Origin of the sequence: Pseudanabaena sp. SR411 (genome assembly GCF_002251945.1) — a bacterium.
Taxonomy (GTDB): domain Bacteria; phylum Cyanobacteriota; class Cyanobacteriia; order Pseudanabaenales; family Pseudanabaenaceae; genus Pseudanabaena.
Genome location: NZ_NDHW01000176.1, coordinates 1 through 19105 on the forward strand (window position 1 = coordinate 1; position 19105 = coordinate 19105).

General features: G+C 42.0%; 21 protein-coding genes. 8 read left to right on the forward strand and 13 right to left on the reverse strand.

Annotated elements, in window-relative coordinates; translation table 11 throughout:
* The first annotated feature begins 60 nt into the window (after window positions 1–60).
* Complete coding sequence (locus tag B9G53_RS18370) at window positions 61–1707, forward strand: ABC1 kinase family protein (protein ID WP_369683005.1); 1647 nt, start codon at window positions 61–63, stop codon at window positions 1705–1707.
* Between the two features lie 165 nt (window positions 1708–1872).
* On the opposite strand, the gene B9G53_RS18375 is transcribed toward B9G53_RS18370, so the two are convergent.
* Together B9G53_RS18375 and B9G53_RS18380 are read right to left on the reverse strand one after the other, a co-directional pair.
* Window positions 1873–2646: an SDR family oxidoreductase gene (locus B9G53_RS18375; protein WP_094534905.1), complete on the reverse strand. Its 774-nt coding sequence runs from the start codon at window positions 2644–2646 to the stop codon at window positions 1873–1875.
* Between the two features lie 573 nt (window positions 2647–3219).
* Window positions 3220–4341 carry an ATP-binding protein gene (locus B9G53_RS18380; RefSeq protein ID WP_094534907.1) on the reverse strand — a complete coding sequence of 374 codons (1122 nt, stop codon included), beginning with the start codon at window positions 4339–4341 and terminating at the stop codon, window positions 3220–3222.
* A 371-nt stretch (window positions 4342–4712) separates the two neighbouring features.
* Here B9G53_RS18380 and rpsF point away from each other — a divergent pair, with 371 nt between their 5' ends.
* Window positions 4713–5090, forward strand: a complete 378-nt coding sequence (rpsF, locus tag B9G53_RS18385; RefSeq protein ID WP_094534909.1) for a 30S ribosomal protein S6 — start codon at window positions 4713–4715, stop codon at window positions 5088–5090.
* A gap of 83 nt (window positions 5091–5173) precedes the next feature.
* On the opposite strand, the gene B9G53_RS18390 is transcribed toward rpsF, so the two are convergent.
* Complete coding sequence (locus B9G53_RS18390) at window positions 5174–5326, reverse strand: chlorophyll A-B binding protein (RefSeq protein ID WP_094534911.1); 153 nt, start codon at window positions 5324–5326, stop codon at window positions 5174–5176.
* Window positions 5327–5663: 337 nt separating this feature from the next.
* Between B9G53_RS18390 and B9G53_RS18395 the strand changes: the two genes are divergently transcribed.
* A complete protein-coding gene (locus B9G53_RS18395) occupies window positions 5664–7196 on the forward strand; it encodes a hypothetical protein (protein ID WP_141211817.1) in 1533 nt (510 codons plus the stop codon).
* Between the two features lie 86 nt (window positions 7197–7282).
* On the opposite strand, the gene B9G53_RS18400 is transcribed toward B9G53_RS18395, so the two are convergent.
* The 7 genes from B9G53_RS18400 to rpoD form a co-directional block, all read right to left on the reverse strand.
* Window positions 7283–7786, reverse strand: coding sequence for a DUF177 domain-containing protein (locus B9G53_RS18400; protein ID WP_094534915.1), 504 nt, complete (start codon window positions 7784–7786; stop codon window positions 7283–7285).
* Entirely contained in the window at window positions 7786–8307 is a 522-nt protein-coding gene (locus B9G53_RS18405; RefSeq protein ID WP_094534917.1) for a R3H domain-containing nucleic acid-binding protein, read from the reverse strand. Before B9G53_RS18405 ends, B9G53_RS18400 begins: the two co-directional genes overlap by 1 nt.
* Before the next feature lie 83 nt (window positions 8308–8390).
* Window positions 8391–9695, reverse strand: coding sequence for a membrane protein insertase YidC (yidC, locus tag B9G53_RS18410; protein ID WP_094534919.1), 1305 nt, complete (start codon window positions 9693–9695; stop codon window positions 8391–8393).
* A gap of 103 nt (window positions 9696–9798) precedes the next feature.
* Window positions 9799–10197: a PH domain-containing protein gene (locus tag B9G53_RS18415; RefSeq protein ID WP_094534921.1), complete on the reverse strand. Its 399-nt coding sequence runs from the start codon at window positions 10195–10197 to the stop codon at window positions 9799–9801.
* Window positions 10187–10537 (reverse strand): ribonuclease P protein component, encoded by a 351-nt coding sequence (rnpA, locus tag B9G53_RS18420; protein WP_094534923.1) that lies wholly within the window; start codon window positions 10535–10537, stop codon window positions 10187–10189. The genes B9G53_RS18415 and rnpA overlap by 11 nt, the downstream gene beginning before the upstream one ends.
* A gap of 76 nt (window positions 10538–10613) precedes the next feature.
* Window positions 10614–10754 (reverse strand): 50S ribosomal protein L34, encoded by a 141-nt coding sequence (gene rpmH / locus B9G53_RS18425; protein WP_094534927.1) that lies wholly within the window; start codon window positions 10752–10754, stop codon window positions 10614–10616.
* 153 nt (window positions 10755–10907) lie between these two features.
* Window positions 10908–12095 (reverse strand): RNA polymerase sigma factor RpoD, encoded by a 1188-nt coding sequence (rpoD, locus tag B9G53_RS18430; RefSeq protein WP_094534929.1) that lies wholly within the window; start codon window positions 12093–12095, stop codon window positions 10908–10910.
* Between the two features lie 429 nt (window positions 12096–12524).
* Here rpoD and B9G53_RS18435 point away from each other — a divergent pair, with 429 nt between their 5' ends.
* Entirely contained in the window at window positions 12525–13097 is a 573-nt protein-coding gene (locus tag B9G53_RS18435) for a DUF2854 domain-containing protein (RefSeq protein ID WP_094534931.1), read from the forward strand.
* A gap of 68 nt (window positions 13098–13165) precedes the next feature.
* On the forward strand, window positions 13166–13744 hold the full coding sequence (locus B9G53_RS18440) for an L-threonylcarbamoyladenylate synthase (RefSeq protein ID WP_094534933.1): 579 nt from the start codon (window positions 13166–13168) through the stop codon (window positions 13742–13744).
* A 41-nt stretch (window positions 13745–13785) separates the two neighbouring features.
* On the opposite strand, the gene B9G53_RS18445 is transcribed toward B9G53_RS18440, so the two are convergent.
* The 3 genes from B9G53_RS18445 to rimI all read right to left on the reverse strand — a co-directional run bounded on the left by B9G53_RS18445 (window position 13786) and on the right by rimI (window position 16355).
* Window positions 13786–15063, reverse strand: coding sequence for a peptidoglycan-binding protein (locus B9G53_RS18445; protein WP_094534935.1), 1278 nt, complete (start codon window positions 15061–15063; stop codon window positions 13786–13788).
* A 39-nt stretch (window positions 15064–15102) separates the two neighbouring features.
* Entirely contained in the window at window positions 15103–15690 is a 588-nt protein-coding gene (locus tag B9G53_RS18450) for a hypothetical protein (protein ID WP_094534937.1), read from the reverse strand.
* A 125-nt stretch (window positions 15691–15815) separates the two neighbouring features.
* Window positions 15816–16355 (reverse strand): ribosomal protein S18-alanine N-acetyltransferase, encoded by a 540-nt coding sequence (rimI, locus tag B9G53_RS18455; RefSeq protein WP_094534939.1) that lies wholly within the window; start codon window positions 16353–16355, stop codon window positions 15816–15818.
* Window positions 16356–16567: 212 nt separating this feature from the next.
* Between rimI and B9G53_RS18460 the strand changes: the two genes are divergently transcribed.
* The 3 genes from B9G53_RS18460 to B9G53_RS18470 form a co-directional block, all read left to right on the forward strand.
* Window positions 16568–17488, forward strand: coding sequence for a sulfite exporter TauE/SafE family protein (locus B9G53_RS18460; protein WP_094534941.1), 921 nt, complete (start codon window positions 16568–16570; stop codon window positions 17486–17488).
* Between the two features lie 139 nt (window positions 17489–17627).
* Window positions 17628–18329: an ABC transporter ATP-binding protein gene (locus tag B9G53_RS18465; protein WP_094534943.1), complete on the forward strand. Its 702-nt coding sequence runs from the start codon at window positions 17628–17630 to the stop codon at window positions 18327–18329.
* Between the two features lie 146 nt (window positions 18330–18475).
* A partial coding sequence (locus B9G53_RS18470) for an AI-2E family transporter (RefSeq protein WP_141211818.1) occupies window positions 18476–19105 on the forward strand: 630 nt, incomplete at its 3' end.

The window sequence follows — 19105 nt, forward strand, 5'->3', positions numbered from 1 at the left end:
TTGGCTGTCTCCTATAATGTAGCTAGCTCAGAAAATAGGAGACAGCCAATAAAAGCGAAAGTGACAATTAATCCCCAAGCGCGTGAGCGAGAAGTCATCGCCATCCTGCTCAAACATGGGTGGGAATATCTACATCAGATGCTTACTCTTGGTCAGAGCGAACATCACTATGCGCCAATGCCAGAAATTTTGTGTAGCATCCTGATTGATCTGGGGCCAGTTTATATAAAATTTGGACAGCTTTTAAGTACCCGTCCAGATCTCCTCCCCGCTACCTATATTGAGTCACTGAGCCACCTCCAATCGAATGTTCCCCCAGTAGACTGGGAGGCGATCGCACCAGTTTTACAGCAAAATTTACCAAGACCGATAGAGGATATCTTTGACAAAATAGATCCAAATGCGATCGCGGCTGGTTCCATTGCCCAAGTGCATCGTGCCACCCTCAAAGATGGACAACAAGTAGCCCTGAAGATTCAACGGGCTGGCATTGAGCTTACTGTTGCTGAAGATATGGCAGTTCTCAAGCGAATTGCTGTAAGGCTTTCGGGTACAGAGATGGGGAAGCGATATAACTTGGTGTCACTAGCCGATGAGTTTGCCCAATCTTTACATAACGAACTTAATTTTGTTCAGGAAGCCAGTTTTACAGAGCGCTTACGCGAAAATCTAGCTAAAGGGAAGTGGTGCAATTCCCAGAGAATTACTGTGCCGAAAGTTTACCGCGAGTTAACTAGTGCCAAGATTTTGGTGCTGGAATGGCTAGATGGTACATCACTTCTTAAAGCAGAACTTAAAGGCAAAAACTCTCTCGGAAATATTGAGTCAGAACGTCACGATCTCACCCGACACCTTTTTCGCGCTTTTTTGCAGCAATATGTCGTAGATGGCTTTTTTCATGCCGATCCCCACCCTGGAAACTTGTTCTATCTACAGGATGGTCGCGCTGCGATTCTCGATTGCGGCATGATGGGAACTCTCAACCCCAAACTGAGAGAATCTCTTGTCGAATTGCTCCTAGCCATGCTCGATTTCGATGCCGAACGTTGCGCTCAGGTGACGCTACAACTCGCAAATCCTCTGGATTCATCTCAGCCGATCAATCTGCGGCAACTTCAGACCGATTATGACAATCTCTTAAAGAAGTTCTATGGCTTAAGTTTAGTTGATTTAAAGCTGGGTTCGGCATTACAGGATATTCTCCAAATTGCTCATAATAATAATTTACGGATGCCTAGCAACATAGGATTACTAGCAAAATCGATCACTAACCTTGATGGAACGGGGAGAGCATTTGATAACTCTGTCAACATTTGGGATGAAATGAAACCCTTGATGTCAGACATGTTTCAGCAACAGCTACTCGGACATAATCCTATGCAAGCAATGTTGAAAACTGGCTTGGAGTTGAAGCAATTATATCTAAAAGCACCTCGCCAAGTGGAGTTTCTGCTAGAGCAATTGAGCAATGAAACCTTTCGCTTGAATATCCATCTTCAGGATCTGAATGCACTACGGACAACACTAGAAGATGTCTCAAATCGCCTCACATCTGGATTAATTATTGGCTCCCTAATTATTGGTGCAGCATTTATCTCGACTAATCAATCCTCGCCGCAATTGCTAATTCTGAGTAATGGTCTTTTTGCAACTGCTAGCTTATTGGGATTGTGGTTAGTATTTACGATTTTGAGAACCAAGCGCTGATATTAGTCAAAGATAGAGAAAGCTGCTAAGCAGCTTTCTCTATTTATAGCAATGGAAGTTTTGCTTAGGACATAAAACCCAAAAGATGAGTGGCGGCGCTTCGCGCCGCCACTCATCTTTTGGGTTTTGATTTTTCCTAGCTATCTCTTACGTTGCTATAGAACCTTAGCCAACTTTAGGAGCAGCAATCAGCAAGATCTTTTCCATTAGGAATGGAAATAGACGATGACACCAGACTGCCATATGACTTTGCCATCCAACAAGAATTTCAGGAGCCTCACGATCTAGCCCTGCAATCAGAGCCTTGGCGACTTGCTTGGGAGTCATCATGGCAACCCAGCGAAACCATTCCAAATCCTGTGCCATATCTGTATCCGTGAGGGATGGAAGTAACGCTGACACCTTGATGTTGTAAGCTGCCAATTCACCGCGCAGAGCTTGAGTGAATCCTAAGATCGCAAATTTAGTCGCGGAATAGGTTGCCATCGTCGGCGCAGCAACTTTACCCATAAGGCTAGAGACATTGACGATTCGACCATTGCGCTGCACTGCCATCCGTCTTGCCACCATCCGCGTGATTGCATACATACCAAGTAGATTGACTTCGATCTCTGACTGCACATCCTGTAAGCGCGATCGCAAAAATGATGATTGATGCGCCACACCTGCACAGTTCACCAAAATGTCAATTGGGCCACAATCACGCCATACTTGGGCGATCGCAATATTCACCTCGATCGTCTGCGATAGATCTAGAGGTAAACTCACCGCTTCGATGCCTAGAGCTTCCACTTCTGAAGCAACGGAATTTAAGCGTTCTAGATCGCGAGCAACCAAGATCAAGCATTTAACTCCCTTTTGGGCTAGCTCTAAAGCGATCGCCCGACCAATACCCCTCGAAGCTCCAGTAATTAGAGCTGTTTTTCCACGAACATTCATAAAACCTCCAATATTGAGGTCTCACTAGTTTTACTATTTGTTATTGATGTAAGTTTGTCAGCCTATGCCGCTAACTAAAACCTACCCAAAGTAAATTTTGTGAGACGGTAAATAATCTCATTGCCAACAACTTGTGACCAAACTTCTATATGCGTTGAGTTTTAAAAAGTTTTAGTTTAGTCACGTTGCTCACAACGAGTAAGCAGCCGATGATTAATCTTTCCAGTTCTTCCCTAGTTCTGTCATCCCGTTACCTCCTTTAGGAAACATGATCTATGCCGTAATAAAGGAAAATTGATACAGACTTTTAACATGCCTAAAACCTTACATCTGTTTCTTTAATATGTAAAGTATTGTTAAATACACTTTTAATTTGCTTTTACTACACTATTAGGAACTTAGCAAAAGTGGGGGATTCTTACCCTATCTACTTTACAAGTTATAATTCGTTCTAAATTCAATAGATGATCACTTTAAATCAAGGATAAAAAATAATCCTAAAGAGTTACTCCTAAAGATATAAAAATAGGAATTACAGATTTTGATCTATACTACGCCCATTTTTTTATACTTTTACAAACTGTCTGCCGATGGTAAAACAACTGTAAACTTTGTACCCATATTCACTTCACTTTCTACTGCTATTTTTCCAGAATGAGCTTCTACAGCTTGTTTTACTATGTATAATCCCATGCCTAGACCTTTAACGTTACCAACATTTTCAGCCCTTAAAAATGGCAAAAATAGGTTGTTTAAATATTCATTAGGTATGCCAATACCATGATCGCAAATACTTAGAAATAATTGCTTTGATTTGCATATTACTTCCACATCAATAGTGCCTCCTTCGTAGGAATATTTAATGGCATTAGAAATTAAATTCATAAATATGTGCCATAGCAGCTTTTTATCAACTTTTAACTTTTGACATTGACCTTGGCTATGAAATTTAATTCGACACTTGCGGGTACTATCTTCTGTTTGAAAGCTGTCAACTAGTTGTTGGCAATAGGTGATCGCATCTACATTTTCAGGATTAAATGGGAATTTCCCTGATTCAGAACAAGCAATAAACTTAACTTCTTCCAGCAACCAATTAATATCTTTAATTGCTGATTGAATAGAAGCAAGATTTTTAGCTCTACTTTCTTTAGTCAGTTGCTCTTCAAAATTTTGTAATTTCCAAATCAATAATCTAATTACTGACATCGGAGTTGAAAATTCATGGGATGCCATGGCAAGTAAACGAGATTTTAAAATATGCAGAGCTTTTTCTTTGTCCAGAGCTTCTTGCAATATTTTTTCTTCGTGATGTTTCTTTAAGGCAAGCATAATTGCGACATTCACTTCCGCATATCTAAGGGGTTTAGTAAGATATCCATAGGGGGAAGTAGCGATCGCTAGTTCTAACGTCTCAGGATCGCTAAAAGCAGTTAGATAAATTACGGGGATCGGCGCTATTTTATGAATCTCATTGGTCGCAGTGATCCCACTATCTGCACCTCTCAATTTAATATCCATCAAAATAATATCTGGTAACTTCTGATGAACAAGAGAGATGGCACTATCACTACTATCAACGATCGCCAAAACTCTATAGCCCAAATCTGATAGAACATCTGAGAGTGCATTGGCAGTAACCAGTTCATCTTCGACAATCAAGACATCAGCGATCGTATTAGTTTTCACTGTCATTGTGTTCACTTTATCTGCCTCTAATTGCCATTGAGCGCAAGTGGCTCAAAGAGCTACTTACTGTTTAATTATACGATTAATATATAAAATTCAGGAGACGAAAATATTGTCTCCATAAAAAAACAAATAATACCAATTCCCGAAAGTGTTGCCACACTTTTGTGAATTAAAAACCAAACCCAGTAAGGGTTTTAAAAACACAAAATGGCGTAGCCATTTTGTGTTTTGGTAATAAGATGGCGGAGCTAAGCTCCGCCATCTTATTTTTGGTTTTTATGTTGATCAATTGGCTGGAAGCGATATAATAGTAAATCCTTGCTTCTAAAACTAAATTAATAGAAGCCAAATACTGACCGTAAGGAAAAAATTAGATGACTGTTAAGCGTTTGTACGAAACCATGTATATTCTGCGTCCCGATCTTCCCGATCAGGAAGCTGATGCCGCGATCGCCAAATATCAAGATTTCTTAGTACAACAAGAATCTGAAGACATCACGATTCAACATCGTGGCAGACGGAGATTAGCCTATGACATTAAAGGGCATCGCGAAGGAATTTACATCCAAGTAAATTACACTGCAACTCCTAAAACCATTGAGAGCCTAGAAAAATCTATGCGTCTAGCTGATGATGTAATTCGTTATATGACGATCAAACTTGAGCCAGAAGCTGTTGAAGCCGAAGATGCGGAAGCAATCATTCCTGACGCTGAAGAACCAGTAGCCGTTGCTGATGCTGCTGCTGAATAAAATTAAAGGCGTTACACAGCCTTAATTTTGCCAATAAAAAACCTCGACTAGTCGAGGTTTTTTATTGGCAAAATCTTAAAAAATTATAGGATGCCCCAGAAGTGCAATACACCTTGACCACTGATTAGCTCGATTGCTAATGCAGATACAAATCCAATCATTGCTAAGCGTCCATTCCAGTTTTCAGCACCAGAAGTGAAACCCCAATTCCATACGTTACGGCTTTCGTCAGACATAATCGAATTACCTTTGTAATTAATTAACTTATGTTTAGTAATGTAACAGATTATTTAGGCATTCACAATCTTTCCTTATATTTTCTGTCTTTAGACAGACAAACTTGATATTCGTAAAGACAAACTCTATCAAAACCCAAAGACAAGTGGCGGCGCAAAGCGCCGCCACTTGTCTTTGGGTTTTGATAGAGTTTGTGGCGATCGCGCAGCAATCACCACAAACTTTAGAAATGTTTTTTAAACTATGCTGAAGTATATATTTAGGTGCGATCGCTAACTAATTGGGTAGAATCCAAGAGATCTTCACGCAATAATCTACGCAAGGACAAAATTAACTATGCGAAAAATATGGATGCGGCTTCTAGCTGGTTGCTTAGCATTGTTAGTCAATCTCACAACAACAGGTGCAGTATGGGCTGCTAGTCCCAAAAAGGCTGGAGAACCAAAATTTCAAGGTGTGCCACTTCAGTGCTTTGTGTCCTTGGCTGATGCAGGAACATCTCCCGAAGCAAAGGTTGCAGCATACACTGAAATCGCAAGCAAATATTTGGAATTGCAGCGTCCAGACCAAGCTAAGAAGGTTTTAGAAAAAAGCTTAACCACTGCGAATACGATTACTACGCCATCACTCAAAGCTTTTGCCCTATTGGATACAGCAGGTCGTCTGACTAAAGCTTCACAGCCTAAGTTGGCAGTAGATGCCCTAGGTAATGCTTTAGCGATCGCCAAGGATTTGCCCGAACCTGTCGATAGAGTTTTTGCGAATATCAAAATTGCTCAAGCCTATGGAGAAGCTGGGAAAAAGGAGATTGCTCAAAATTTACTCGCTGATGCAACTAAGGCAACACCAGAAATTATTGATGCCTATGTGCGATCGCGAGCTTTTGCCGCGATCGCTGATGCTTATACCGAGATTGGTGATGATTTCAATTCTGAAGCCTCGATTTCGGCAGCAACCGAATTATTGCCAATGATTGAAGATCGCAATATCAAATCTAGAGCAAGAGTTGAAATTACAGGTAGCTACGCACAGGCTGGAAATCATGCCAAGGCGATCGCTTCCCTCAATGCGGTTTTCCAAGAGTTTGATGCGATTCGTGATAATGCCATCTCCTCAGCAAAGGAAGCAGCCAAGAATGCCAAAACTACAAAAAAAACTCCCCCCAAGCTTGCCAATAAAGCTCTAAAAAATGATGCGCCTAAAGAGGAAAAGGCTGTACCCGATCCTAAAGATGTCGAACAAGCAGCAATTGCTAATGCTGAACTCTTGAAAACGCGATCGCTATTTCTGGTTGCTAGTCAATATTTAGTTTCAAAGCAGTATGACAAAGCCCTAGAAGTAATTGGCAATCTTGATGATAAATCGGTTGAAAAAAGTGTGGGTATTGCTAATGTCGCGATCGCCTATGCCAAGGATCAGAAAACCGATGAAGCAATCAAATTGTTTGATCAAAGTTTGCAAGGATTGAGTACCGTAGCTCCTTCGCTTGATGTTTTTACTCTATTAGTGGAGGTCGGTCGCCAATATCAAGCCGCCAAATCGATAGATTTAGCTAGCAAAGCTTGGGATCAAGCCTTGGCGATCGCCAAAAATCTCCAAACCCCAGTTGATCGTCTCTTTGCCCTCAACATTATGGCAAGCACCTATGGTGAATTTGGTCTAACCGATAAAGTGGAACCAATTCTCCAAGAGAGTCTGGCGATCGCTAAAACTGCTCCCGATCCCAACATTCGCTCCAGAGCCTACTCGGATATCAGTAGTAGCTATTGGGCGATCGGTCAACATGACAAAGCCAAGGAAATTGCCCAAACCATCGAGAATCCCACAGAAAAATCACAACTAGAAAAGTTATTTGCCTGTGCTGAATAACAAAAAGGGCGTGCCAAGCACGCCCTTTTGATAAAAGACAAGTAGCGGTGCGAAGCGCCGCCACTTGTCTTTTGGTTTTATTAATATTATTCGGGTAGTTTTAAAGAATTTAAAATTTCCCAACGCTTATCTATGGGAGCCTTGGAGCCGTCGAGATTGTTTGTATCGGTCACTTCAAGCGCTGGCGCATCAGGCGCAATCTTCGGATAGGGAATTGCTAACAATAATTGCTCGTATAGCCACGTTGCAGGGTCAAAATAACCAGAAGGAGATAGAGACTCTACTAAGTCGCCTGTTTCAATTTCTCGTTCTCTGGGATATTCGCTTTCTGGTAGTGGCTCAGCCAGCCAAATCATCTCAGAATTATCGATCGCCAACCTGTAGTTAAATTGCACCAATGTGCGATCGCATGTCAAAGTCATAATCGTCGAAGCTTTAGCACTAACCTCGATAAAAGAACCAACATGGCGCACACTAATTAATCCTTGTACAGGCGTTAGTGTCTCTAGCCCTTCGATAAATTCTTTGAATTCAAAAGTTTCAGTCGCTTCTACGGCTCTAGCAATTTGAGGAATATATAACTTTTCCATTAGCTGTTCACTAACTTAACAATCAAATGACGATTTGGCTCTCGACCTTGACTATAGGTCTCAATATCTGGAAATTCTTCTAAAAGCTGGTGAATATATCGGCGATCGGCGGACGACAATTGTTTAATGGCAAACTCGGTCTGCGTCTCACGCACCTGTTGCACTGCTTGCTCCGCCAAGGACTGCAAATCAGTTAAACGTTTTGAACGATAGCCATTCAATTCAACGGTGTAAAAATTATGATTTTTCTGATCTGTTGTTTCTTCTACAGGTAAGTGAAGATTCAGAAGAATACTAGCCAAATATTGTAAAGAGTCAAGTACAATGCCATCTCGACCAATCAACCTTTGAATTTGCTGCTCCTGTAGACTGTCGGCATTTATCTCTAGCCAATAGTTCTTAGAGCTAGCAGTAACCTGTTCTGGAGATGCTTCCGCAAGACGAATATCAACCGATGTTGTATAACCCATCAAACTTAAAAGCTCTTGCAGCCAATTTGCACTTGCTGAAGTATCTTCCATAAACTTTAAAATTGCCTGATCAAATTTCTGTTAAATATAATTTCAATACTAAATTGGGTGACGCGGTGCGCCACCCAATTTAATTAAGAACCTTTCTTCTTTTTCTTATTAGAAGAGTTAGGCTCAAAGGGTAAAGCGGACTTCGTGGGACTCTTTGTATCTTTATCTTTATCGTCAACAACAACTGTCTGTTTAGTTTTTGCCTCAACAGTCTTAGTCGGTTCAGATTTACTAGATGCGGTAGCTTTAGAGTCGGCTTTGGTAGCCTTGGCAGTAGGAGCAGAATTTGCCGAAACCGCAACTAATTTTTGCAAGTTTTCAGGAAGTGGTTCTTTAGCAACAATAAAAGCTTGTAGAGTCTGGAAAATATTGGCTATCAACATGTAAAGCATTACACCTGATGGCAAGGGGAAAAACAAAAACATACCAGAGAAAATAATTGGTGTGAGTTTGTTCATCGTGTCCTGTTGCGAAGTCTCAGGAGTTGCATTGCTAGGTTTAGGAGTAGAGCCACTAGAAATATTCTGGTTGGCATAGAGACTGATCCCGAAGCCCAAGACCATAATCACGATATCCCAATTAATGCTGCCATCAGCATTAGTCACACCCGTTTTGCCTAGCGCCTTAATAAACAAGAAACCTTTGTTCGATGCTAGTCCAGGCACTGTCGCTTGAACAGTCACATCACCAGCTTGTTTCGCAATTACGGTTCCATCTTCTAGAACCTCAACTAAGTCTTGCCCCTTAGTAACTTTCCACTTAGTAGTTAGCTCTACATCTGGATATTCAGTAGCGAGAGCATTAAAGTCTTTGCCTTGAGCGGTTTGTAAAACAATTTTTGATTGATCACCGATCGCTAAGTTTGTGCCATTTACTGCGGTAGCTAAAACTGGGAAATGCACGCGATCGGCAAAGTAAACATTTTGACTCGCAGAGGTGAAAGGCTGATGTTGGATCTGAGCAGCATTCTCAGGAGTCGCAATCTGAAAGTTGAGAGAATAGTTGATATCAGCAAAGGGCGATCCTCGGAGGGTTGCAAACAACGCAAACAGGATCGGTAATTGAATTAGTGCAGGTAGACATCCTGACAAAGGATTGCCAAATTCTTTAAAGTTTGCCGAGTTAACTTTGGCTAGCTCTTCCTGCTGCTTAGCAGGATCACTCTTATAGCGCTCTTGAACTTCTTTGATTCTTTGTTGCATCACAGGGTTAGCGATTTTCATGCGCCGCATACTGCGAAGCTGATTAGCACTAACGGGGAACAACACAAAACGGACAACCAACGTTAATGCAATAATTGCCAATCCATAATTCGGCACGATGCCGTAGAAAAAATCTAGGAAAGGCAACATTATGTTGTTGGAAAGAAAACCTACACCGAAATCCATTTTCTACTTTACTGTTGGGTTTGCATCCGAATGATAACGAAATATCACTCATGAAAATTAGGATCGCCCAAGATTTAGTTTTCAAGAACGATCCTTAAATATTTTAAGCTTTACCGCCAATCGCGCCGCTTATGTCTTGCGCTTTGAGGCTTAGCTTCGATTCGATATATTCGTATGTTTCACGAAATTTAGGTAAAGACTTTAGTTCAAGGCGGGAACCATCTTTGAGGGTCAGTACCATATCCCCCCAACTGCCCAAACCACGAGGGACAGTGACAATCTTGGCAATTTCCGCATACACAATATCTGTACGGGTTTGTCCTCTCCAACCACCTGTGACGGTAATACGTCGGTTAGTGATGCGATAACGTACCCATAGCGCCCTTGCGATCGCGGCCACACCAAAGGGAATTGTGATCACAAAAATACTCATCAGCAAGCTAATAATTAGATCGCCAATGTGAGGTGCGCCTTCGTAGTAAACTTCCTCATTAACAGCCATGCAAAACCTTCGCCTTTGCTAATAAATTCTTTAGGTCATCCCAAAGTTCTTGATAACTTGGCTTGCTTTGAACAGTAGTCACTGTTACAACTATTTGCAATCCACTTTTCAATTGTGACAGAAGTTGACGAAAAATAGCGCGAAGTTGACGCTTAAATCGATTACGGGTTACCGCCAACTTGCTGACTTTTTTGCTGACAACTATACCTATCCTGATGAAGGGGTCATTGCTATCAACAAGAATTCGCAAATTCAAGTAAGTGCCTCTGTAGCGATCGCCCTTGGCATATACTTTTGCGAAGTCTTCTCGCCGCCGTAGACGGTTTTGGTTAGGAAGCACTAGAGATTAACAATTGCAAATCAAGTACAAATAATGATTGTGAATTAAATCTGGTAATAGCTGGTCTTATTGCAGCTTATACAGTTGTGAGGCGAACCCGACCTCTGCTACGACGAGCTTTGATTACACGGCGACCTGTAGGAGTTTCCATTCTGGCGCGAAATCCAGAGGTGCGCTTCTTTTTGCGGACACTACCGCGTAGAGTACGTTTTGTCATAACCGTTACTTACTTATTTAGTTTCAAAAGATGTCATTTTTTCACAGGCTTCCCAGTATAACACCTGTGTTTAGCCTATGTACAGTTTTACCAGCAAGGCAGAGCAATTAATTATAAAAAGTAAAGGGAGCGCTCAGCGCTCCCTTTACTTTTTTAACGAATGTACTCTTTTAAAACGCTATTACGATTAGGATGACGCAATTTGCGGAGAGCCTTAGCTTCGATTTGGCGGATGCGTTCACGGGTAACGTTGAAGATTTGTCCAATTTCTTCGAGTGTTTTCATCCGACCATCATCAAGTCCGTAACGCAAACGTAAGACATCACGCTCTCTAGGGCTAAGGGTTCCCAGCACGCTTTCAAGGTCTTCACGTAAGAGGCTCTTAGCAACTTGATCATCAGGAGTTTCACCTTCAGATTCAATGAAGTCACCGAGGCGAGAATCTTCTTCTTTACCGATTGGCGTTTCCAGAGAGATCGGCAACTGGGCAGATTTGGCAATAAACCGCAGTTTTTCGATCGTCATCTCCATGCGGGTGGCAATTTCCTCTTCGGTTGGCTTGCGCCCCATTTCTTGGGACAGTAACTTGGTAGTTTTCTTAATCCGTGAAATGGTTTCATAAAGGTGGACAGGGAGACGAATAGTACGGGACTGATCGGCGATCGCACGGGTAATCGCCTGACGAATCCACCATGTCGCATAGGTCGAGAACTTATAACCTTTTTCATGGTCAAATTTCTCGGCGGCACGGATTAAGCCCAGACTGCCCTCTTGGATTAAATCTTGGAAAGACAATCCGCGATTCATATACTTTTTGGCGATCGATACCACTAGACGCAGGTTAGACTGCACCATTTTGTCTTTGGCGCGGCGACCAGAGTGGAGACGTTTGCGAAACTCTCCGAGGGGCATCCCCATTTTGATTGCCCAGTCTGGTTCCCTAACATCATCAGGATGACAATCCACTTCAGTCGCTAATTCTTCACGCTTTAGCTCTAGTTCAAGCAGATCGGCAATTTTTCTAGCTAGCTCAATTTCTTCATCGGCTCTAAGTAGGCGAATACGTCCGATTTCTTGGAGATACAGGCGAATCGAATCTTCTGTAAAATGTTTTTTCTTAGTCTGGCTAGCTCGTTTTTTAGTCCCCCTTGCCTTGCCAGCTTTGTCAGGGTCATCGTCAGAGTCAGCGTCTTCATCTGAGTCATCAATTAAATCGTCCTTTTCGAGTTCGATATCATCATCTAGGTCTTCAAGGTCTTCTTCAATTTCTTCGAGATTTCCGCCAAGTTTGCCAACAGGCAACTTGATTTCAATAGGTAGGTCGATGGCTGTTTTGCTCATGCCAGATTCCTCAGATCCGTACTGTCTAAAACTTTGTGCTACGGGGAATTACACCTAGACGATTGTAGCTTGCCAAATATAAAAATGGTGGTTTTGGCTACTTAGAATTATAAAAAACCTGTCTAAGGGGTAATTTACAATTCTTGAAATTAGTCAGAGTAGTGTAATTCCTACTTATATATTTATAGTCTAACGATGGTAAACCCAACTATAAAAAATTTTTGTCAAAGGAATTTGGAGGTCTATAGCTAGCTATAGACACTTGAATGAAAACAAATCAAAAACAAAAGAAGAGAGACAGCGCAAAGCACTGTCTCTCTTCCTCCTAAATAATTGTCAACGGTTATTATTAACGCGATCGCCAAAAAGATCTTCAAAAAATGGATCCGTTTAACGGATACATTTATTAAGTATTATTAATTTTTGATTATGCTTAAGCTTAATAAAATATCTCTAGCTTCAATTGGTTTATATGTTGGTGGAATTCTGTTTGTAGTCGGATTTTGGGCTTATGCAAAGGGTAATTCGACCTTAAATCTGATCGGATTTTTCTATGGTTTTCCCATCTTATTGGGAGGATTTGCCTTTAAATCGTCAGAAGTAACACCAACCCCTGTGATAGTTCCTGAAACTGAGGCGGTTTTGGCTTTGCGTAAGTTACAAGAAACTCCAACCCAAAAGCAGTTACGCAAGGATGTGACTCGCTATCGCTATGGGATCAAGGCTCATTTAGACGAAATTTTAGAAAAATTGGGGATGAGTCCTACGGATGAGGAACGCCCTGTCCTAGTCGGCATCTATGAAGAAATTTCTCAATCTGAAGAAACGAAAGGAGCTTACAGTTTAGTTTTGCGTTTCCGATCGCCTTTGATGGATTTTGAGGCTTGGCAACAAAAACAAGACAAGTTAACGCGATTTTTTGGTCCTGGGATCTTGGCTGTAGTGGCAGATCTGGAAAATAAGGAGGTTGATTTGAAGTTAATTTCAGTAATTGGTGATTAGGTAATTGTTTTTTCCTTTTTCCTTTTTCCTTTCTGCGTAGTTGGTTTGTTAATTTTAGGGACAATGCAGTGGCTTTAGTTTCTTTAGCGGCTTTGGTGGCAGGTGCAAGATCGGGGAAATTGGTTAGCTTTCCGACAGATACCGTACCTGCTTTGGCGGTGCGCCCTGATCGCAGTGCCGATATTTTTACGCTCAAGCAGCGATCGCCTGATAAACCGTTAATTTTGATGGCAGCGAGTTGGCAAGAATTTTTACCATATCTAGATACAACTCATCCTGATTTGGCAACTTGGCAAGAAACTGCTGAAAAATATTTTGCAGGAGCCGTGACTCTGGTTTTACCTGCTAGCGATCGCGGATGTAAGTTAAATCAAGGTTTTAAAACTTTGGGTGTGCGAATTCCCGACAGCAAAACAGCGATCGCCATTTTGCAGCAAACAGGAGCCATGCTAACCACAAGTGCTAATAAAAGTAATCAGCCACCATTACGCAAAATGATAGAAATTAATGAGGTTTTTCCCTCAGTGATGACTTTAGGCGATGGGATCGACATTACTGAGCAATCTGGTAGTGGATTGCCATCAACTGTAGTGGAATGGACAGTAGATGGGTGGATAGTTCGTCGGCAAGGTGCTGTAAATTTTTAAATAAAAAAGGGCGGCGCTTAGCGCCGCCCTTTTTTATTGGTCTAGATTGTTTGCCAATCTCGTGAAAATTGCTCTAGGTTAGCTGTAGTTAGCTCTTTTTCTAGCCATTGTAAAGCTGTTATTTGACTAGAAAATTTCTGACTGTCGTAGTCTTGAAATACATCGACCAAAGAAATGGCGATTACTGTTTGTTCTGATGCAAGTGACCAACGCTGGAAAAACTGTTGCATAGTCTGAATTGGTATAGAGACTTGCAGATTTTCCAATGCAGTAACTTGATTTGCATCGCGCTTATAAACTTTGACAGCATCGGTAAGGTTAATCAGTTGAAGTTGAGAAGTGGGGTCTGGAATTGGACTCGGCTGTGGCGTAAATGGTGTGCCTGTGCCTATTCCCGCATTGAGGTTTGACCAATCTTGGCGAAACTGGTCGATCGCCTGTGGCAAGAGCTGGCTTTGTAACCATTGCAGGGCAAGATTTTGGTTGAGCATTTGAGCGCTGTTGTAACCACTAAAAGCATCTTGTAAAGATGTGGCTGTAGTTGCTTGTCCAGATGCGACTTGCCAACGCTGAAAGAATTGCTGCAATATTTCTGGGGCAATACTTGCCTGTAAGTTGTTAAGCGCCGCAGTTTGACTAGGTAATTTAGCGCGGCTATAACTATTCGCGGCATTAACAAGACTAATCGCATTTGCGGTCGGAATTGCAGGGTTGGAAATCGAAGTTGCAGGATCGGTACTAGCGGTTGGAGTAACAGTGGGAGTAGGAACAAAAATCGAGGGGGTGGGTGTGGCGGAGGGTGCTGGAGTTACAGGGGTGGGTGATGGCGATGATGGACGGACAATCTCTACAAAAGTTACTGGAGATGTGACATCAGCGATCGCTGGCGCTTGCAATTTTTTCCATGTTTGTTCGCCTACTTTACCATCGACAGTTAAGCCATTAGCACGTTGAAATGCGGCGATCGCATCCCTTGTCCCCATGCCAAAATCTCCGTCAATGCGACCTTGGTAATAGCCCTTATCTTTGAGTAATTGTTGTGCTTGAGCAACTGCCGAGCCTTTGGAGCCTGGTAATAATGTTGGCAAACCTTGAGATGAAGCCGTTGGGACAACCGCACGCAGCTTAGCCCAACTTGAACTACCAACAATGCCATCGGCTACTAATCCATTCGCTTTTTGAAATTTTAGAACCGCATTTGTCGTACCAGCGCCAAAATCGCTATCAATTTTGCCAGTATAAAATCCTTTACTTTGGAGAAGTTGCTGCAACTCAGCGACAGCACTACCCTTACTACCTTGTCTTAATATCGAGTCCATAATTAGCCCAAAGTTTATAGTTCGTAATTGGCTCAAAATCTAGAAATAGAGTACACGAGCATCTATTCCTTGCGATCGCAAAAAATGCTTCAAAGATTCGGCAGCATCGCGATTGGGGTATCCTCCAGCGTAGATATAGTCCCCACGACCTGACTTAGACACAAAAGCGCTAGGAATAAACTGCCTTACCTGCGCTAAAGTTTCCATAGAACGTATAGGAATTGCGGTAACGTAGCGATATTGTGCCGAATTCTCAATACTGTTACTAGGTAAATAACTCGGCAATGTTACATAGGGTGAAGTATTAACAGTTTGAGTAGGCTGAAAAGTCTGGGAAGTATAAGCCTGTTGTGCTGCTACACCACGACGCTGTAATTCTCTAGTCACAAAATCAGCGGTCGGAGCATCGAAGGCTCCTGCAACGATGGATGTCTGACCATTGACCGAAGCAACCACAGGATTAGTGACAACTTGCCTTGCAATATTTAGAGTTACAGGATTATTGCCTGCTATATAGACAACAACATTGCCTAATTGGGCATTAGCATTAGCGATCGCCACATTCCAAAAACCCCAGCTCGCGATCGCCAAACTGATAGCTTGTTTTGCCCAGTCGGATATTTTCATCGTTTTTAGACCTTTAACCCTAAAGCGACTTAATTGCTCATGAACCTAAATTAAATTCTATAGCAATAAGTAGAGGTGGTTTATTTATAAATTAGTGGTGCGGCGCTTCGCGCCGCACCACTAATTTATAAATTCCAGCCTTTGGCTAATAATTGCAAAGATATAGACTCATGCCACTGATCTAGCAGTAATCCAAACTCTTGGGTATGTAAGCCTTTGCACCACAACATCAATGCATCTTCACCCGTCACTTCATAGTATTTAGGTCTTCGACCAATTTCCTTAAAGCCAAAACTTTCATATAGGGCGATCGCAATATGGTTAGATTCGCGAACTTCGAGGGTTGCCCATTCTAATTGGCGATCGCGGGCTTTTTTAAGTAAGCCCCAGACCAGTGATTTACCAAAGCCTTGCCTTTGATATTCGGGGCGCACGGCTAATACTGTGATATGTGCTTCTTCAAGAATTGACCACAAACATCCAAAACCAAGTAATTCATGATTTTCAGTCGTTAAGCCTAATACAAGACTGCTGGGACTATCAATTTCACGCTGATAGGCTTCTAAGCTCCAGAAATCACCAAGACACGCACAATCGATCGCCCGTAGCTGCGACAAAAAATTTTGATCAATCTCACTTAGATAGATTCGGGTCGATAGATTCATGTGGTAATAAATATTTAGCTCAACAAAGGTAATCCGATCTAGTAATTAACTGTGCAAGATAAATTATCCAAAGTCGTAAAGTTGCACACAGGGGAGCAACTTTACGGCTTTGGGTTTGTAATTAATTATGCCCATCTACTTACAGATAGAATAATTCGAGTTCGGCACAGAAACACCGCATCCTATCGCTATAAAACGGATTATCGATATCAATGTCAGACATCATGCCAATTGTCTATCTCAGTGTAGTTAGCTTTTTTGCTTGGATCATTAGTACGCTGGCAGGTGGTGGGAGTCCCTTCGTCTTAATTCCTTTAGTTAACTTGCTAATGGGATCTGACTCGGTTCCACCTGTAATCACAATTGGCATGTTTTTCGGTAACGCCCATCGAGTATTTCTGTTTTGGCACGAAATTAACTGGGAACTAACGGCTTGGTATGCCCCAGGCGCGATCGCAGGCGCAATTTTGGGAGCCTATACTTTTACCAAAATCCATCTCGATTGGTTGCAAATAGTGATTGCAATCTTTCTAATTGTGAGTGCAGTTTTATTTGAACTAGAAAAAAGTCCCGAAAAAATTGTTGCCGAGGATAAGGCAAAACATATCAAACTGGTCGATGATTCCAAAGAGTTAGAAGAGATCGAGGAACTCATTGAGATCAATCAGTTAGGTGAATTGAGTGAATTAAGCAATCTAGAGCAGTCAGCATTAATTCCCGAAGAAGTAAACCCCAAATTTCAACTAAAGGCTTGGCACATTATGCCTGCGGGTTTCCTCAAGGCTTATGTATCGGGCTTAGTTGGCACAACGGGGCCTGTCCTAAATCCCTTTTATCTCCGCTATGGCTTAGTCAAGGAGAAAATGCTTGCCACCAAAGCAATGCATATGACGATTATCCATATAGTTAAAATCATCACCTACGGGGCCTTAGCAGTGATGTCTAAGGAGCAAATTGTAGCAGGATTAGCGATCGGCTTAGCCGCCATACCTGCCAATCTAGTTGGGAAATATATCCTCAGTCGCATGAGTCCCCAACAGTTTCGCCAAGTAGTTCTTGCTTTCATGCTGATCGGTGGATCATGGATGCTTTGGCAACAAAGAACTTTGTTTTTTACCCCTTTCTCAGTCTAGATAGTGCTACCCGCAAGAACCATTGAAATGCTCCATGACAATATTTGATTTAGTATAACTTAGGCGTTAGTTCTAGGAAGGATAGTGGCGCGAAGCGCCGCTATCCTTCCTAGGTTAAAAACTTAGGAGATGATGATCTGTGTTAGAAATCAACAACCTTAGCGTTAACTATGGCGGTATTCAGGCTTTGCAAGAGGTGAACTTGACTGTCCATGAGGGTGAAGTTGTTACTCTGATTGGGGCAAATGGTGCGGGTAAGACCACTACTTTACGAACAATTTCTCGCCTTGTTACACCCCGCTCAGGACAGATTATTTATAAAGGAAAAAATATTACGAGTTTAAGACCTGATCAAATTGTTCAAGTAGGCATTGCCCATAGCCCAGAGGGACGCAGAGTATTAGCCAGACAAACGGTCTTAGATAATTTGGAGTTAGGGGCTTTTTTGCGAAGCGATCGCTGGGGGATTAAAGCTGATATCGAAAAGCAATTTCAGATTTTCCCGAGACTAGGTGAACGTCGCGATCAGTTGGCTGGAACCTTAAGTGGTGGTGAACAACAAATGCTAGCGATCGCCCGTGCGGTAATGAGCCGCCCCAAGTTGTTGTTATTAGATGAGCCAAGCTTGGGGCTAGCACCGCAAATCGTGCGCGAAATTTTTAAAACCATCGTTAATCTCAATCAAGATGGAGTCACAATTTTATTAGTTGAGCAAAACGCTACCTTAGCTTTGCAAAATGCGAATCGCGGCTATGTGATGGAGTCGGGAGTGATCACAATCGAGGGGCAAGCGTCGGACTTATTAGTTGATGAAAGGGTGCGCCAAGCTTATTTAGGATAAAACTCAAAAGACGAGTTTCGCACTGTCACTCGTCTTTTGGATCTCGCTTTTTAACCTTTGTGGGAAACTTTTAGTGGATTTGTGTTTTATCCAACACTTTTAGCGCACAATTTTAAGTAGATACCTAGCGCGTCACATTGTTCCGTATGATTGAGACCCTCAATAAGTTGCCTCGTTGGTTTTCACTGGGCTTAACATTCCCGTTAATTTTTTTGAACGGTTGGTTATTGCTATTGCTTGGTCGAGAATTGCAACCCTTGGTCAGTATTCTCATTACAGCGACAGTGATTTCGTTTTTGCTAGATTATCCTATCCGCTTTCTGATCAAACTGAAGGTAAAGCGGGGCATTGCCGCAGGATTGGTAATTCTTATATTTTTCATGCTGCTGAGCGCTTTAGCGATTTTTCTCGTGCCTTTGATTTTGGCACAAGCAAATGAACTGATCGTAAGGTTACCCGAATGGATTAAGTCAGGGCAGCAGCAATTACAAACCCTTGAAACTTGGGCGATCGCCCAGCAATTACCGATCGATATCAGTAGTACTTTCAATCAACTAATCGAAAAGTTAACGGGTGTCTTGCGATCGCTGACTAGTCAACTTTTTAGTATTGTCTTTGGAGCGATCGGTAGTCTTGTAAATATCTTCTTAACTTTGATATTCTCGATTTTTCTTGTCCTACGTGGCTCATTTCTATGGAATGGCTTGCTCAGTTGGCTACCTCAAAAATGGAACGATCAAGTTCGAAATTTATTGCCGCGTAATTTTGAGAGATCG

Excerpts from the sequence above, each read along its gene's own strand:
- B9G53_RS18395 (WP_141211817.1), top strand. The coding sequence starts at position 5,664 with ATGCGAAAAATATGGATGCGGCTTCTAGCTGGTTGCTTAGCATTGTTA.
- B9G53_RS18400 (WP_094534915.1), bottom strand. The coding sequence starts at position 7,786 with ATGGAAAAGTTATATATTCCTCAAATTGCTAGAGCCGTAGAAGCGACT.
- B9G53_RS18435 (WP_094534931.1), top strand. The coding sequence starts at position 12,525 with ATGCTTAAGCTTAATAAAATATCTCTAGCTTCAATTGGTTTATATGTT.
- rpsF (WP_094534909.1), top strand. The coding sequence starts at position 4,713 with ATGACTGTTAAGCGTTTGTACGAAACCATGTATATTCTGCGTCCCGAT.
- B9G53_RS18445 (WP_094534935.1), bottom strand. The coding sequence starts at position 15,063 with ATGGACTCGATATTAAGACAAGGTAGTAAGGGTAGTGCTGTCGCTGAG.
- B9G53_RS18460 (WP_094534941.1), top strand. The coding sequence starts at position 16,568 with ATGTCAGACATCATGCCAATTGTCTATCTCAGTGTAGTTAGCTTTTTT.
- B9G53_RS18390 (WP_094534911.1), bottom strand. The coding sequence starts at position 5,326 with ATGTCTGACGAAAGCCGTAACGTATGGAATTGGGGTTTCACTTCTGGT.
- B9G53_RS18375 (WP_094534905.1), bottom strand. The coding sequence starts at position 2,646 with ATGAATGTTCGTGGAAAAACAGCTCTAATTACTGGAGCTTCGAGGGGT.
- rpoD (WP_094534929.1), bottom strand. The coding sequence starts at position 12,095 with ATGAGCAAAACAGCCATCGACCTACCTATTGAAATCAAGTTGCCTGTT.
- rpmH (WP_094534927.1), bottom strand. The coding sequence starts at position 10,754 with ATGACAAAACGTACTCTACGCGGTAGTGTCCGCAAAAAGAAGCGCACC.
- B9G53_RS18380 (WP_094534907.1), bottom strand. The coding sequence starts at position 4,341 with ATGACAGTGAAAACTAATACGATCGCTGATGTCTTGATTGTCGAAGAT.
- rimI (WP_094534939.1), bottom strand. The coding sequence starts at position 16,355 with ATGAATCTATCGACCCGAATCTATCTAAGTGAGATTGATCAAAATTTT.
- B9G53_RS18405 (WP_094534917.1), bottom strand. The coding sequence starts at position 8,307 with ATGGAAGATACTTCAGCAAGTGCAAATTGGCTGCAAGAGCTTTTAAGT.
- B9G53_RS18450 (WP_094534937.1), bottom strand. The coding sequence starts at position 15,690 with ATGAAAATATCCGACTGGGCAAAACAAGCTATCAGTTTGGCGATCGCG.
- yidC (WP_094534919.1), bottom strand. The coding sequence starts at position 9,695 with ATGGATTTCGGTGTAGGTTTTCTTTCCAACAACATAATGTTGCCTTTC.
- B9G53_RS18415 (WP_094534921.1), bottom strand. The coding sequence starts at position 10,197 with ATGGCTGTTAATGAGGAAGTTTACTACGAAGGCGCACCTCACATTGGC.